Origin of the sequence: Morganella sp. TYF_1 (assembly GCF_043105645.1) — a bacterium.
Taxonomy (GTDB): domain Bacteria; phylum Pseudomonadota; class Gammaproteobacteria; order Enterobacterales; family Enterobacteriaceae; genus Morganella; species Morganella morganii_B.
Window position 1 is genome coordinate 252,890 of the sequence record NZ_JBICLU010000015.1, and the last position, 13,974, is coordinate 266,863.

Genomic DNA, 13,974 nt, shown 5'->3' on the forward strand with positions numbered 1-13,974 from the left:
TTAATTTCGTCACAGTTTAACGCATGTAAAGGCTGCGTGGTAGCGATTGATGCAAACGGTATCGTCATTGCGCACAACAGGAACAGCGGCAAAGTGCGGAATTTTTTATTGCTATTTAGCCGGACAATCCGCATTATTCCATCTGCAGCATAAGCTGTGCGAATAAAAGGTAAAACTAACCGTATGGAATGGATCGCTGATCCGTCGATTTGGGCCGGCCTGGCCACACTAATCGTACTCGAAATTGTTCTTGGTATTGATAACCTCGTTTTCATTGCCATTCTTGCCGATAAACTTCCGCCTGCGCTGCGTGACAAAGCCCGTATAACCGGTCTGCTGTGCGCGCTGATCATGCGTATTATTCTGCTGTTCAGTCTCTCCTGGCTTATCACGCTGACCAAACCGATGTTCACGATGTTCGGGCATGCATTCAGTGCGCGTGACTTAATTATGCTGATCGGGGGACTGTTCCTGCTGTTTAAAGCCACGATGGAGCTGAACGAACGGCTGGAAGGCGGTGAGCATAACGACGGACAGCAGCGGAAAACCTCGAAATTCTGGGCGGTGGTGGCACAGATTATTGTGCTGGACGCCGTCTTCTCGCTGGACTCGGTGATCACGGCAGTCGGGATGGTGGATCACATCGGTGTGATGGTCACCGCGGTGATTATCGCTATGCTGCTGATGATCTGGGGCAGCCGTCCGCTGACCCGCTTTGTCAATGAGCACCCGACCATTGTTATCCTGTGTCTCAGCTTCCTGCTGATGATCGGTTTCAGTCTGGTGGCGGAAGGGTTCGGCTATCACATTCCGAAAGGTTACCTCTACGCGGCGATCGGTTTCTCCATCATGATTGAAATGCTCAATCAGGTGGCGATGTTTAACCGCCGTAAGTTTCTGCGCGGGCGAAATTCCCTGCGCCAGCGCACGGCGGAGGCGGTGCTGCGTATTCTGAGCGGCAAACGCGAATCTTCAGAACTGGATAACCGCACGGCAGATCTGATTTCGGATAATCAGGAAATCTTTGACCCCGAAGAGCGGCAGATGATTGTCCGCGTGCTCGGGCTGTCGCAGCGTAACGTCAACAGTATTATGACTTCGCGTCATGATGTGGAGATGCTGCGGATTGATGCCACCAGTGATGAAATCGCCGCATTGCTGATTAAAAATCCGCACACCCGCGTGGTGATCAAAGGCTCGGCGGATGATGATGAACTGCTGGGCGTGGTGCATGTGATCGACCTGCTGCATCAGCGTTTACAGCAGGACACGCTGGATCTGCATGCGCTGATCAAACAGCCGCTGGTGTTCCCTGAACAGCTGTCATTACTGAAAGCGCTGGAGCAGTTCCGTCAGGCGCAGACACACTTTGCGTTTGTAGCCGATGAATTCGGGTACGTTGAAGGGGTGGTGACACTGACGGATGTAATGGAAACCATTGCCGGTAACCTGCCGGTCAGCGGTGTTGAGAATGATGCCCGCCATGACATTCAGTTTACGGATGATAACAGCTGGATCACCAACGGTTTTATGCCGCTGGAAGATCTGATCAATTATATTCCGCTGACACTGGACGAAAAACGGGAATATGAAACCGTGGCCGGATTGCTGATGGAACATTTACAGCGCCTGCCGAAAGTCGGTGAGCAAATCAGAATTGACGGTTGTCTGTTTGAACCGCTGGAAATTCAGAATCACCGGATTAACCGCGTGAAAATCACACTGCCGGAAAATCCGGAAGACCTTGATGATTAACCGTTAAAATAATGACGCCGCCGGAAACGGCGGCGTTGTTCTCTTACCGTGCCGGTTATTCCGCCGGGGCACACTCAACATCACTGAAAATCTTCTGACTGTTTTTGGCACGCGGTTTACACTTCCGCGGGCAGAAGCCGGGCAGGCGGCAGACATTCAGATTTTGACACACAATAATTTTACATTCTCTGCTTTCTCTGCTTTATTTTTACTGTCAATCGTATACCCTGCAAACCCTGAATTGTGGTTATGTATCAGATTTCTGAAAGGATAAAAAACCGCCTATGTCCGTTGTTACACTGATCCTTGTTTTTTTGCTGGCTGTGATTGCCAGCGTGTTTATCTCCCGCCTGCTGGGAGACAAAATCCCGTTACCTTTTATTCAGATTGCCATTGGTGCGGGGTTGTCACTCTTTGGTTTTGATGTGGAGTTTGAGCCGCATCTGTTCCTGTTCCTTTTTATCCCGCCGCTGCTGTTTCTTGATGGCTGGCGTATTCCGAAAGAAGCGCTGTTCAGTGATATCAAACCGATTTTCTCGCTGGCCATTGGTCTGGTGTTTTTCACCGTTGTCGGCATGGGGCTGTTTATTCACTGGCTGATCCCGGCGGTTTCTCTGGCTGTTGCTTTTGCATTAGCGGCGATTTTGTCACCGACAGACCCGGTGTCTGTGGCGGCAATGACGGTCAATGCACCGCTGCCGTCCCGTATGGCGCATATTCTGGAAGGGGAATCCCTCTTTAATGATGCCAGCGGCCTGGTGTGCTTCAGTTTTGCGGTAGGCGCGGCACTGACCGGGACGTTCTCCCTGCCGTCGGCTGCCGGGAAGTTTATGCTGGTGGCGCTGGGCGGGATTATGGTGGGCCTGCTGATTGCCATGTTTATCGGGAAAGTGAACCAGTTCCTGGTGCAGCGCACCGGGGAAGACCCGGCGATTCAGATTATGATCAGTCTGCTGATCCCGTTTGTCTCTTATCTGGCAGCAGAGCACATGGACGTATCAGGGATTCTGGCGGCCGTGGCGGCCGGTATTGCTATGCACTATGAGCGTATTGTCGGTCGTATGCAGTCTGCCACCCGCATGCAGAGCAAAGCGGTCTGGGATACAGTACAGGTCGCGCTGAACGGCATGATCTTTATTCTGCTGGGTGAGCAGTTACCCGAAATGTGGCGCTCCGTGCCGCAGGTGGCAGCGGATGCCGGTGCCTCCGCGCCGTGGGTGCTGCTGCTGTATGTGGTGATTATCACGGTTGGTCTGGCACTGCTGCGTTTTGCCTGGGTATGGGTTGCCATGACACTGACGGTGTTCCGTCAGCGCCGCAAAGGTAAACAGTCTGATATGCCGCATCTGCGTCTGATGGCGATTATGGCAACGGCGGGTGTGCGCGGGGCGATTACCCTTGCCGGTATCCTGACTCTGCCGGTGCTGATGAATGATGGTTCACCGTTCCCGCACCGGGATCTGGCTATCTTCCTCGCCATGGGCGTGATCCTGTTTTCACTGGTGATTGCCGCCGTTGCACTGCCGGTGCTGACCAAAGGGCTGAATACCGACTTACCGCACGATAATGAAGAGCTGAACGCCCGGTTCACCCTGAATGAAGCCGCAATGAACAATCTGCGCGGGCAGATGGCTGAGCCGCTGGAAGACATTGATGAAATGACACTGCGCACAGAAGTGGGGACTCACCTGCTGGAGATCTACGGTCGTCATCTTGACAGTAACAGTGATGATCAGACCGCCGGATTTGACTGGCACAATGTGATCCGCATGGAGCGGCGGATGTCACTGACAGCGCTTCAGGCGGAGCGTGATGCGCTGAAACAGCTGCGCAAGAGTAAGAATATCAGTGAGCACACTTACACGCGGCTGGTGCAGGAGCTGGATCTGAAAGAAGAGGCGCTGAAACTGGCGCTGCACTGACAGTAACAGAGTAAAAATCAAAAGACCCGCACAGTGCAGTGCGGGTCTTTTTTTTACATCACAACACTGCTGCGGGTATGGGCCTGCAGAACCCGTGAAGCGGTCTGTGTCATGGTATCGTTGATTTCATCGAGCCAGTGATGAACCTGTTCTGCGGATAATTGCAGCGACGGGCAGTCCCGGTCTTTCTGGTTGTTCTCTTCCAGCAACAGCACCAGTTCGGTATCCAGCAGGGACTGGATCATATCAATCCACAGGCCGATTTGCTGATTCAGCGGTTTTCCGGCCGGAGAGGTGATGCAGTAGCGGTTGAGCCGTTCACTGGCGGTATACTGAAAATCATCCCGCAGTGCCATCCGTTCTGCCAGCGTGGCGGTTTCAGGTGCGGGCAGCGGAGTACCGAGACAGGTAAACGCATAACTGTCTTCCCGGGTAAACAGACTGTCATTCAGCCGGATCCGCTTTTCCTCATAATGCATCAGCATTTCGCGCAGCAGGGCGCTGACCGCAAAAAAGTGATCAGTTTTATGGAACTGGCTGCCGTTAAGATAAGGGGTACTCAGCTCCCGGCGCAGGGCCTGTTCATCTTCTTCGGGAGAGGAGATAAAACGCCTGCGGGATTTCTGTGTTTTGAACCAGCGGCGCCAGCGGTGGCGCGACAGATACAGCAGCAGACTGAGCAGCAGCAGATAATAAAGCGAGTCTAAAAGTTCGTCCTGCATAAGCGCCTTCCCAAGCAAAAATCAGAGTTCACGGCGGACAAACGATACTGTTTCAGGATCGGCAATCCGCTGATAGTCCTTTGTGTTCAGAATAATTGAGCATTCCAGGCTGCCGGCATTAAAGGCCAGTTCACTGAAACGCTCAAATAACATCGGGTCAGCAACAAGACGGAGATCGGGGTGGAAACTGAACGGGGGGATAGCACCGAACACACACTGTGTCAGTTCGGCTGTCTCTGCCGGACTGGCGAGAGAGGCGCGGGTGCCGCCGGTTTTTTTTGCCAGTGTCTGTAAATCCGCCTGCTGATCAGAAGGCAGAATCGCCAGGACATACTGACGGATACCGTTTCCCTTGACGTGACAAACCAGTGCTTTGGCGCCCTGACCGTGGTGTGTGCCGCGCACTCTGGCGACCTCTTCCGTTTTCCCTGCGGAGGCATGATGTACCACGCGGTAGCGGGCATGATGTTCATCCAGCCGGGCGGTCAGTTTCTCAAAAATCGGGTTCATATCACTCAGTATCTCTGTCTTTGTTGCCAATCTCCTGCCTATTATAGAAGGTTACGGCAACAAAAACAGCGGACAAAAAGGGATTTCCCCCGCTTTCGGATTAACGGTGACGGGAGCGAAGTTTTTCAATAACCGCGGCCAGATCCAGATCCGCATCCTGGAGCAGCACCAGCAGGTGATAGAGCAGATCTGCGGATTCCGAGGTCAGCTCCGCTTTATCGCGGACAGTGGCGGCCAGTGCGGTTTCCACCCCTTCTTCGCCTACCTTCTGAGCGATACGTTTGGTCCCGGCAGCGTAAAGTTGTGCCGTGTAGGAGCTGTCCGGATCGGCGGTTTTGCGGGATTTTATGACAGATTCCAGTTCATACAGGAAACCCTGAGCCGTTTGTGCGGGAGCAAAACAGCTGTTGGTACCCTGATGGCAGGTCGGGCCGATCGGGGTGACCAGCGCGAGCAGCGTGTCGTTGTCGCAATCTTTAAACAGATCTTCCAGGTTAAGGAAATGCCCGGAGGATTCTCCTTTGGTCCACAGCCGCTGTTTGGTGCGGGAATAAAACGTCACGCGTTTTTCGCTGATCGTTTTGTCCAGTGCGTCGCGGTTCATGTAGCCCAGCATCAGCACATCACCGGAGACGGCGTGCTGTACAATAACCGGCAGCAGACCGCCGGTTTTCTGCCAGTCCAGTTGTGCGATTTCCTGTTCCGTGAGCATCGTGTGTTACTCCTGTATTCTGACAACGATCCCGTCGCGGGCAAGTCCGCGTTTCAGGTCGCCGATATTAATAATCTGTTTGTGGAAGACGGAGGCAGCAAGCGCGCCGTCCACACCGGCCTGTAAAAACGCATCGCGGAAGTGATCCGGATGACCGGCACCGCCCGAGGCAATCAGCGGTACCTGACACACCTCACGCACTTTTTTCAGCTGCTCCAGGTCATAGCCGTTGCGCACGCCGTCCTGGTTCATCATATTGAGGACGATCTCCCCGGCACCGCGCTGCTGCACTTCCTGCACCCAGTCGAGGGTGTTACGGGAGGTGGCAATGGTGCGTTTTTCATCACCGGTAAACTGATAGACCTGATAGTTTCCGCTTTCCGCATCGTGCCAGGTATCGATCCCGACGACAATGCACTGCACACCGAAGCGGTCAGCCAGCCGGGTGATGAGGGCAGGGTCACTCAGCGCCGGGGAGTTAACGGAGATTTTATCCGCCCCGAAACTGAGGATCGCGGCAGCGTCTTCGGTACTGCGGATCCCGCCGGCGACACAGAACGGAATATCAATCACTTCCGCGACTTTGGCGACCCAGCTTTTATCCACCACACGACCATCAGAGGAGGCGGTGATATCGTAAAATACCAGCTCATCCGCGCCTTCTTCGGCATAACGGCGGGCGAGGGGGACGATGTCACCGATGATTTCGTGATGACGGAACTGAACCCCTTTAACCACCTGTCCGTCACGGACGTCCAGGCAGGGAATTATGCGTTTTGCCAGCATGCGATAGCCTCCGGTAATGTCATTTTGCCGTCGAGCAGCGCCCGGCCGACGATCACGCCCGCCACACCGGTGGCAGGCAGCGGGGCGATATCACTCAGCCCGCCGATACCGCCGGATGCCTGAAAGGCAATCTCCGTGAACGCGGCACAGATTTCCTGATAAAGCGCCACATTGGAGCCCGCCAGGGTACCGTCTTTTGAGATATCGGTACATAACACGTGGCGCAGTCCGGCAGAGGCGAAATCGCGGATCACGTCTTCGATGGTCTGCTCTGACTCTTCCTGCCAGCCGCTGACCGCCACCCGTTTTTTGCCGTCCGCACCGATGCGCACATCCAGCGCCAGCACGATGCGTTCTGCTCCCCAACGGGCAAACCAGCGTTTTACCTCTTCCGGGGATGTGACCGCTGTGGAGCCGACCACCACGCGGGCGGCACCGGCATCAAGCAGGGCAGCAACATCCTCTTCAGTACGGATCCCGCCGCCGATCTGTACCGGCACACTCACACCCGCCAGCAGTGTTTTCAGCAACGGGATCTGGCGTTTCGCCGGGTCTTTGGCACCGGTTAAATCCACAAGGTGCAGCAGTTGCGCCCCTTCGCGCTCATAAGCCTGTAAACGGCTGAGCGGATCCGCGCCGTAATCGCGCTGTTTTGCATAATCGCCCTGGTGAAGGCGCACTACCTGTCCGTCAATTAAATCCAGTGCGGGAATGATCATGACGATTTCATCTCCAGAAAATTTTTAATCAGTGTGATGCCGGTTTTGCCTGAACGCTCCGGGTGGAACTGCACGCCGTAAAAATTATCGCGGCAGAGAACACTGCTGAATGCCTCACCATACGTGGTGGTGGCAGCCGTGGCGTCACTGACGGGGCAGGCGTAACTGTGGACAAAGTAAAAATAGCTCTGCGGCGCGATATCACGGAACAGCGGCAGATCGGCAGTAAATCCGACGGTATTCCAGCCCATGTGCGGCACCGGCAGACCGTCCGGTGTCATTTTTTGTACCGGGGTATCAATCAGGCCGAGCAGGTCAATATTACCTTCTTCGCTGGTGGTGCCGAGCAACTGCATGCCGAGGCAAATCCCCAGCACCGGCTGAGTCAGGGAGCGGATGATGCTCACCAGCCCGCGCGCGGTCAGATTTTCCATTGCCGCCCCCGCTGTCCCGACTCCCGGCAGAAAGACTTTATCTGCCTGCCGGATAAGGTCAGGGTCGGCGGTGACCAGCGGCTGATAACCCAGACGCTCCACCGCGTAGCGGACGGAAGCGATATTGGCACAGCCGGTATCGGTGATCACGATGCGCATCACAGCACCCCTTTTGAACTCGGCAGAACATTACCTTCCACGCGGATGGCCTGGCGCAGTGTCCGTCCGAACACTTTAAACAGACTTTCGGCTCTGTGGTGATCGTTCTTCCCTTTGGTTTTCAGGTGTAACGTGCAGCCCATGGTGTAGGAGAGTGAGCGGAAGAAGTGCTCAATCATCTCAGTACTCAGGTCGCCGACACGCTGATATTTAAAATCGGCTTTGTATTCCAGGTGCGGACGGCCGGAGATATCCAGGGCGCAGCGGGCAAGACATTCATCCATCGGCAGGGTAAAACCGAAACGGGTGATGCCGCGCTTATCGCCGAGTGCCAGTTTCAGGGCTTCGCCCAGTGCCAGCCCGGTATCTTCCACGGAGTGGTGATCATCAATCACGAGGTCGCCGCTGACCTGAATATTGAGGCGGAAACCGCCGTGGGTGGCAATCTGATCCAGCATGTGGTCGAAAAAGCCGACCCCGGTGCGGATGGTACTGCCGCCTTCGCGGTCGAGCCACACTTCGGTGAGAATATCGGTCTCTTTGGTTTTCCGCTCCACACGGCTGTAGCGGTCACGGCGGGTCAGCTGCTCTGCGATACTGTTCCAGTCAATGCCCGGCTGACCGTAACGCAGGCCGGTAATGCCCATATTTTCCGCGAGCTGAATATCGGTTTCGCGATCGCCGATCACATAGCTGTTTTGCGCGTCGATCACGCCCGGCAGCAGGTATTTTTCCACCAGTGTGATTTTCGGTTTGCGGCAGTTGCAGTTATCCGCCGGTTTGTGCGGACAAATCAGCACCTCATCAAAGGTAATGCCCTGAGAGGTGAAAATCTGCATCATCAGCTGGTGCGGTGCCTCGAAATCCGCCTGCGGGAAGCTGTCAGTACCCAGTCCGTCCTGGTTGGTGACCATCACAAAGCGGTATCCGGCCTCTTTCAGCTTCAGCAGCGCGGGGATCACATCCGGCTCAAAAGCCAGTTTGTCTAATCTGTCCACCTGAAAATCCACCGGGGGTTCGGTGATCAGGGTGCCGTCGCGGTCAATAAATAAAATGTTCTGTGTCATGGTATCCGTTGTCCTCAGATTATGGCATTTCAAGCGCGGCGATAGCGGCGATCACCCGCAGGCATTCTGCCCGGGTGCCGACAGTAATGCGCAGACAGTTTTCGAGCCCGCGTTGTTTGCGCTGGTCACGCAAAATAATTCCCTCATCCCACAGACTGCGGAAAACCCGTTCCGCATCACGGAAACGCACCAGAATGTAGTTGGTTTTGCTCGGGAAAACGGTGTCTGTCAGCGGCAGTTTTTGCAGCTCATCACACAGCATCTGCCGGTTGCGGCAGATTTCAGTGACGCGCTCCTGCATGATGGCAATGCCTTCCGGCAGCAGCGCTTCGGCAGCAATGGCTGCCACCGGGGATGACAGCGGATACGGCGCGATCACTTTCATCAGCACATTGATAATATCCGCAGAGGCCAGTGTGAAGCCGCAGCGCAGTCCGGCGAGGGCAAAGGCTTTGGAGAGCGTGCGCAGGATCACCAGGTTCGGGTACGTTTCCAGCCACGTTGCCACACTGAATTGCGGGCAGAATTCGATATAGGCTTCATCGACCACAATCAGTGCCCGGTTATCAACGATATCAAACAGGTAACGTAAATCCTGTTCACGGATCGGATTACCGGTCGGGTTATTCGGGTGGCAGACATACAGTAGTTTGACGTTATCCAGGCTGGCCGCGATACTGTCGAGATCCAATTGCCAGCCATCGAGCGACGGCACCACTTTCTGCGCGATACCAAAGGTTTCCGCGCTGACGCTGTACATACCGTACGTCGGCGGGCAGAACAGCACCGCATCTTTTCCCGGTTCGCAGAAGGCACGTATCAGTAATTCAATGCTTTCATCCGCGCCGCGCCCCGCGATAACCTGCTCCGGACTGACACCGGCGTAAGCCGCATAGCGGTTGATCACGTCCGCAGGCTGGCATTCCGGATAGCGGTTCAGATTGCGATCCGTAAAGGTGAAATCCGGTGCCTGCGGATATTCGTTGGCGTTCAGCCAGACATCCCCGTTACCGCCGAGGCGGCGTGCTGACTGATACGGCGTCAGTAACTGTACATTTTCGCGGGCCAGTGCCATCGCGCTGAATGGTTTGTTCATCCGTTGTTCTCCTCCGCTTTCAGGGCATTCATCCGCAGTGTCACGGCATTTTTGTGCGCGGTAAGCAGTTCCGCCGCCGCCAGGGTTTCAATCGCGTCTGCCAGACCGGATAACCCGGCCGGGGTCAGTTTCTGTACGGTCATCCGTTTCATAAAATCCGCCAGTCCGAGGCTGGAATAGGTCGAGGTATAACCGTAAGTCGGCAGGACGTGGTTGGTGCCGGAGGCATAATCGCCCGCCGATTCCGGCGACCAGTCACCGAGGAACACGGAACCGGCGCTGTTGATGGCGGGCAGCAGGGTATCCGGGTCACGGGTCTGGATAATTAAGTGCTCCGGGCCGTACTGGTTGCTGATCGCCACACAGGTGTCCAGATCGCGGGCAATAATAATGCGGCTGGCGGACAGAGCCTGACGGGCAATCTCTTTGCGTGATAATAATTCCAGCTGTGAATTGGTTTCCGCCACCACACGCTGCGCCATTGCCTCATCCGGGGTGACCAGCACCACCTGAGAATCCGGGCCGTGTTCGGCCTGGGAGAGCAGGTCGGCAGCAACAAAGGCCGGGTTGGCGCCGCTGTCGGCGATCACCAGCACTTCGGAAGGTCCGGCGGGCATGTCGATTGCCGCACCGCCGATAGTCTGGCTGACCTGACGTTTTGCTTCGGTCACATAGGCGTTGCCCGGCCCGAAAATTTTGTCGGTGGCGGGAATGGTTTCTGTACCAAATGCCATCGCGGCAATTGCCTGGGCACCACCGACCTGATAAATGGTTTCCACACCGCAAAGTTGTGCGGCATATAAAATTTCATCTGCCACCGGCGGCGGTGAGCAGAGGATGATCCGGCGGCAACCGGCGATTTTTGCCGGAACAGCCAGCATCAGGACAGTGGAAATCAGCGGCGCGCTGCCGCCCGGGATATACAGCCCGACACTGTCCACCGGACGGGTCACCAGCTGGCAGCTGACGCCGGGCTGGGTTTCCACATCAATCACATCGGGGATCTGCGCTTCGTGAAAGCGGGTGATATTGGCTTTCGCGGTTGCCATGGCGGATTTCAGTGAATCCGGCAGACGGTCAGCGGCGGCGGCAATCTCCGCCGCACTGATTTGCAGTTCTGTCACCTGTGTTTTATCAAAGCGGGCACTCAGCGCGCGCAGGGCGTCATCACCGTTTTCACGTACGTCACAGATGATGTCACTGACCACGCGGCTGATATCACCGGATGCTGCCATCGCCGGGCGCATCAGGGCATCTGCCTGCTGTTGTGCATCCAGGTTTTCCCAGCGGATTAAAGTATCAAAGGTCATTGCGGTCATGGTCATCACTCCATCATTTTTTCAATCGGCAGAACCAGAATGGAGCTGCACCCCAGGGCTTTCAGTTTTTCCATGGTTTCCCAGAACAGCGTTTCGCTGCTGACCATGTGCATTGCCACCAGATCCGGCTCACCGGCCAGCGGCAGCAGGGTCGGACGCTCTGCGCCCGGCAGCAGGGCGATCACGTCGTCCAGACGTTTTGACGGGGCGTGCATCATGATGTATTTGGATTCACGCGCCTGGATCACGCCCTGGATACGGGTCATCATTCTGTCGATAAGTTGCTGTTTGGCAGGCGGCATGTCACCGTCACGCTGAATCAGGCAGGCTTTGGAACGGTAAATCACTTCCACTTCGCGCAGACCGTTGGCTTCCAGCGTGGCACCGGTGGAGACCAGGTCACAGATCGCATCAGCCAGCCCGGCGCGCGGTGCCACTTCCACCGAGCCGTTAAGCAGACAGGATTTAAAGCGGATACCTTTCTGATCCAGATAACGTTTGAGCAGGAACGGGTAAGAGGTCGCGATACGGCTGTCCTGAAGACATTCCGCGCCGTTGTAGCTGAAATCCACCGGGGCGGCCAGCGAGAGGCGGCAGGTACCGAAATCCAGGCGGCGCAGCGTAAAGTAACGCGGGTTTTGCCCCTGTGCCTGGCGGCTTAATAACTCTTCTTCCAGTACGTTTTCGCCGATGATACCGAGGTCAACCACGCCATCCATCACCAGGCCGGGAATATCGTCATCACGGACCCGCAGGATATCAATCGGCATATTCTCCGCGTAAGCAATCAGGCGCTGCTGTTGTAAGTTGATTTTTATGCCGCAGCGCGCGAGCAATTCGCGGGAATCTTCACTTAAACGACCTGACTTCTGAATGGCTATCCGTAAGCGCGTTTTATCTAACATTTTGATTATCCTTTAATTTTATAATTCTTTAGGTATAAAAAAACCCCCGGAAAAAAGATTCTTCCGGGGGTTCTCTCTTAGCACGCATGCCACCGGAAGCTCTGAACGTCTTCCGGCACCAATCGCCTGAAAGACTAGTCAGGGTGATGGTGGTGGTGATGGCTGAACTGGATGCGTGTCATGATAATCTCTCGTCGTTTATCTGCCTGTTGCTATCACGGATAATGTTGTCATTATGGTGATAACGATGTTTATAAATTGCTTGTCTTTCAACCTATAGAACTCACCCGGACTTTGCAACTCCTTTTTTGCAAAGAAAACAGAAATTAAGATAATTTACTGAAATTAAAGAAAAATAAGCCACAGAGAGGTCATGCACGATGAAAACAGTTTCCATCGCGGGGCTGGGCTGGCTGGGAATGCCGCTGGCACTGCATCTTGCGGATATCGGTATCCGTGTCAAAGGCACCAAAACCACGCCGGACGGCACAGAGGCGGCGAGGATGTGCGGTATTGAGTGTTATATGCTGAATCTGACACCAGAACCGGAATGTAACGCTGATGATCTGGATGCCTTTTTGCAGACGGATATTCTGGTGATCACGCTGCCGGCATCAAGAACGGCGGGCGGCGGTTATCTGTATGTGAAGGCGGTGCAAAATCTGGTGGATCTGGCGGCGGCGCGCGGTGTGTCGCGGGTGATTTTTACCGGTTCAACAGCGGTTTACGGTAATCAGACCGGTAAGCTGACAGAAAACTCGCCGGTCGATCCGGTGACGGAATCAGCCAAAGCGATTGTTGAGATTGAGCACTGGCTGAATGAGCTGCCGGGCGTGTCTGCAGATATTCTGCGTCTGGCCGGACTGGTGGGGGAATCCCGTCATGCAGGGCGTTTCCTGGCGGGTAAAACCGCGGTGAAAGGCGCGAATCAGCCGGTCAATCTGGTGCATCAGGATGATGTGATTGCCGCGATCCGTTTGCTGATCCAGCGTCCGCACGGCGGCCATCTGTATAACCTGTGTGCACCACAGCATCCGTCACGGGCTGAATTTTATCCGGACATGTCCCGTCAGATTAATTTGCTGCCGCCGGTCTTCAGAGAAGAAGATATCACTGAAGGGAAAGAAATTGACGGCAGCCGCATCTGTCGGGAACTGGGCTTTGAGTATCAGTACCCTGATCCCGGCCGGATGCCGATGACGGAATAAGTGTTAACTGACCGGCAGTGCCACGATATCGCGGTATGCCGGACGGGTTTCAATCCGTGCAAACCAGCGCTCGATATGCGGGAAGTCCGGTCTGTCATGACACACTTCCCGCCACGGATAGAGCAGCGGTGCCAGTGCCATATCTGCGATACTGAACGTATCACCAGCGATATAATCACGCTGTGCAAGGTCGTCGTTGAGCATCGCAATCAGCCGGTTCAGCGCCTGTTTCAGCTCTTCCACCCGCGCCGGATCGCGCTGCTCTGCCGGGGTTCTGACCAGCAGTCCCATCATCGCTTTGATATACGGGAACAGACTGCCGTCTGACCAGTACATCCATTGTGCCGCCCGGGCGCGGAATTCCGCATTATGCGGCAGCAGTGTGCCGTCATCATACTTATCCGCCAGATAGCTGAGAATGGCATTGGATTCCCAGAGAATAAATTCACCGTCCTGATAGGTCGGGATGGTTTTATTCGGGTTCATGGCGAGGTATTCCGGGGTATCGAGACCGCCGAACGGCCCGCCCGCATCTTTCTGCTGATAAGTCAGCCCCAGTTCAGTCAGACACCATAAGACTTTCTTGACGTTAGACGAGTTTTTTCTGCCCCAGACGGTTATCATAGTGACTCCTGTTGATAGATATGCGATGACGTGTGC

Annotated in this window: 15 protein-coding genes and 1 other annotated feature; of the genes, 3 read left to right on the forward strand and 12 right to left on the reverse strand. The window is 55.1% G+C overall.

What is annotated here, in order from left to right:
* Positions 1–183: 183 nt before the first annotated feature.
* Positions 184–1,755, forward strand: coding sequence for a TerC family protein (locus tag ACF8OF_RS06580; RefSeq protein ID WP_279798107.1), 1,572 nt, complete (start codon positions 184–186; stop codon positions 1,753–1,755).
* Positions 1,756–2,039: 284 nt separating this feature from the next.
* Positions 2,040–3,677 (forward strand): Na+/H+ antiporter, encoded by a 1,638-nt coding sequence (locus ACF8OF_RS06585; RefSeq protein WP_025153365.1) that lies wholly within the window; start codon positions 2,040–2,042, stop codon positions 3,675–3,677.
* A 53-nt stretch (positions 3,678–3,730) separates the two neighbouring features.
* Here ACF8OF_RS06585 and ACF8OF_RS06590 read toward each other — a convergent pair whose 3' ends face one another.
* The 11 genes from ACF8OF_RS06590 to hisL form a co-directional block, all read right to left on the reverse strand.
* The gene (locus tag ACF8OF_RS06590) at positions 3,731–4,399 is read right to left on the reverse strand and encodes a hypothetical protein (protein WP_262882380.1); all 669 of its coding nucleotides are present in this window, start codon (positions 4,397–4,399) and stop codon (positions 3,731–3,733) included.
* A 21-nt stretch (positions 4,400–4,420) separates the two neighbouring features.
* Positions 4,421–4,909 (reverse strand): YbaK/prolyl-tRNA synthetase associated domain-containing protein, encoded by a 489-nt coding sequence (locus ACF8OF_RS06595; RefSeq protein WP_392496285.1) that lies wholly within the window; start codon positions 4,907–4,909, stop codon positions 4,421–4,423.
* A 100-nt stretch (positions 4,910–5,009) separates the two neighbouring features.
* Positions 5,010–5,621, reverse strand: a complete 612-nt coding sequence (hisIE, locus tag ACF8OF_RS06600; protein WP_279798111.1) for a bifunctional phosphoribosyl-AMP cyclohydrolase/phosphoribosyl-ATP diphosphatase HisIE — start codon at positions 5,619–5,621, stop codon at positions 5,010–5,012.
* Positions 5,622–5,627: 6 nt separating this feature from the next.
* The gene (gene hisF / locus ACF8OF_RS06605; RefSeq protein WP_262861033.1) at positions 5,628–6,407 is read right to left on the reverse strand and encodes an imidazole glycerol phosphate synthase subunit HisF; all 780 of its coding nucleotides are present in this window, start codon (positions 6,405–6,407) and stop codon (positions 5,628–5,630) included.
* Positions 6,389–7,126 carry a 1-(5-phosphoribosyl)-5-[(5-phosphoribosylamino)methylideneamino]imidazole-4-carboxamide isomerase gene (gene hisA, locus ACF8OF_RS06610; protein WP_392496097.1) on the reverse strand — a complete coding sequence of 246 codons (738 nt, stop codon included), beginning with the start codon at positions 7,124–7,126 and terminating at the stop codon, positions 6,389–6,391. Before hisA ends, hisF begins: the two co-directional genes overlap by 19 nt.
* On the reverse strand, positions 7,123–7,719 hold the full coding sequence (hisH, locus tag ACF8OF_RS06615) for an imidazole glycerol phosphate synthase subunit HisH (RefSeq protein WP_262882383.1): 597 nt from the start codon (positions 7,717–7,719) through the stop codon (positions 7,123–7,125). The genes hisA and hisH overlap by 4 nt, the downstream gene beginning before the upstream one ends.
* The gene (gene hisB, locus ACF8OF_RS06620; RefSeq protein ID WP_279798114.1) at positions 7,719–8,786 is read right to left on the reverse strand and encodes a bifunctional histidinol-phosphatase/imidazoleglycerol-phosphate dehydratase HisB; all 1,068 of its coding nucleotides are present in this window, start codon (positions 8,784–8,786) and stop codon (positions 7,719–7,721) included. Before hisB ends, hisH begins: the two co-directional genes overlap by 1 nt.
* 19 nt (positions 8,787–8,805) lie before the next feature.
* Positions 8,806–9,882, reverse strand: coding sequence for a histidinol-phosphate transaminase (gene hisC, locus ACF8OF_RS06625; protein ID WP_392496099.1), 1,077 nt, complete (start codon positions 9,880–9,882; stop codon positions 8,806–8,808).
* On the reverse strand, positions 9,879–11,192 hold the full coding sequence (gene hisD / locus ACF8OF_RS06630) for a histidinol dehydrogenase (protein WP_392496287.1): 1,314 nt from the start codon (positions 11,190–11,192) through the stop codon (positions 9,879–9,881). Before hisD ends, hisC begins: the two co-directional genes overlap by 4 nt.
* A gap of 14 nt (positions 11,193–11,206) precedes the next feature.
* Positions 11,207–12,106 carry an ATP phosphoribosyltransferase gene (gene hisG / locus ACF8OF_RS06635; protein WP_262861662.1) on the reverse strand — a complete coding sequence of 300 codons (900 nt, stop codon included), beginning with the start codon at positions 12,104–12,106 and terminating at the stop codon, positions 11,207–11,209.
* A 34-nt stretch (positions 12,107–12,140) separates the two neighbouring features.
* Positions 12,141–12,265: a sequence feature (His leader region), on the reverse strand.
* Entirely contained in the window at positions 12,241–12,288 is a 48-nt protein-coding gene (gene hisL, locus ACF8OF_RS06640; protein ID WP_101495319.1) for a his operon leader peptide, read from the reverse strand. Its footprint overlaps the feature before it by 25 nt.
* Positions 12,289–12,486: 198 nt before the next feature.
* Here hisL and ACF8OF_RS06645 point away from each other — a divergent pair, with 198 nt between their 5' ends.
* A complete protein-coding gene (locus ACF8OF_RS06645; protein ID WP_024474079.1) occupies positions 12,487–13,314 on the forward strand; it encodes an SDR family oxidoreductase in 828 nt (275 codons plus the stop codon).
* Between the two features lie 3 nt (positions 13,315–13,317).
* Here ACF8OF_RS06645 and ACF8OF_RS06650 read toward each other — a convergent pair whose 3' ends face one another.
* On the reverse strand, positions 13,318–13,938 hold the full coding sequence (locus ACF8OF_RS06650) for a glutathione S-transferase family protein (RefSeq protein WP_143970605.1): 621 nt from the start codon (positions 13,936–13,938) through the stop codon (positions 13,318–13,320).
* Between the last annotated feature and the right edge of the window lie 36 nt (positions 13,939–13,974).

Bases quoted from the DNA above. Each gene is read 5' to 3' on its own strand.
- ACF8OF_RS06580 (WP_279798107.1), top strand. From the start codon at position 184: ATGGAATGGATCGCTGATCCGTCGATTTGGGCCGGCCTGGCCACACTA.
- ACF8OF_RS06585 (WP_025153365.1), top strand. From the start codon at position 2,040: ATGTCCGTTGTTACACTGATCCTTGTTTTTTTGCTGGCTGTGATTGCC.
- ACF8OF_RS06590 (WP_262882380.1), bottom strand. From the start codon at position 4,399: ATGCAGGACGAACTTTTAGACTCGCTTTATTATCTGCTGCTGCTCAGT.
- ACF8OF_RS06595 (WP_392496285.1), bottom strand. From the start codon at position 4,909: ATGAACCCGATTTTTGAGAAACTGACCGCCCGGCTGGATGAACATCAT.
- hisIE (WP_279798111.1), bottom strand. From the start codon at position 5,621: ATGCTCACGGAACAGGAAATCGCACAACTGGACTGGCAGAAAACCGGC.
- hisF (WP_262861033.1), bottom strand. From the start codon at position 6,407: ATGCTGGCAAAACGCATAATTCCCTGCCTGGACGTCCGTGACGGACAG.
- hisA (WP_392496097.1), bottom strand. From the start codon at position 7,126: ATGATCATTCCCGCACTGGATTTAATTGACGGACAGGTAGTGCGCCTT.
- hisH (WP_262882383.1), bottom strand. From the start codon at position 7,719: ATGCGCATCGTGATCACCGATACCGGCTGTGCCAATATCGCTTCCGTC.
- hisB (WP_279798114.1), bottom strand. From the start codon at position 8,786: ATGACACAGAACATTTTATTTATTGACCGCGACGGCACCCTGATCACC.
- hisC (WP_392496099.1), bottom strand. From the start codon at position 9,882: ATGAACAAACCATTCAGCGCGATGGCACTGGCCCGCGAAAATGTACAG.
- hisD (WP_392496287.1), bottom strand. From the start codon at position 11,192: ATGACCTTTGATACTTTAATCCGCTGGGAAAACCTGGATGCACAACAG.
- hisG (WP_262861662.1), bottom strand. From the start codon at position 12,106: ATGTTAGATAAAACGCGCTTACGGATAGCCATTCAGAAGTCAGGTCGT.
- ACF8OF_RS06645 (WP_024474079.1), top strand. From the start codon at position 12,487: ATGAAAACAGTTTCCATCGCGGGGCTGGGCTGGCTGGGAATGCCGCTG.
- ACF8OF_RS06650 (WP_143970605.1), bottom strand. From the start codon at position 13,938: ATGATAACCGTCTGGGGCAGAAAAAACTCGTCTAACGTCAAGAAAGTC.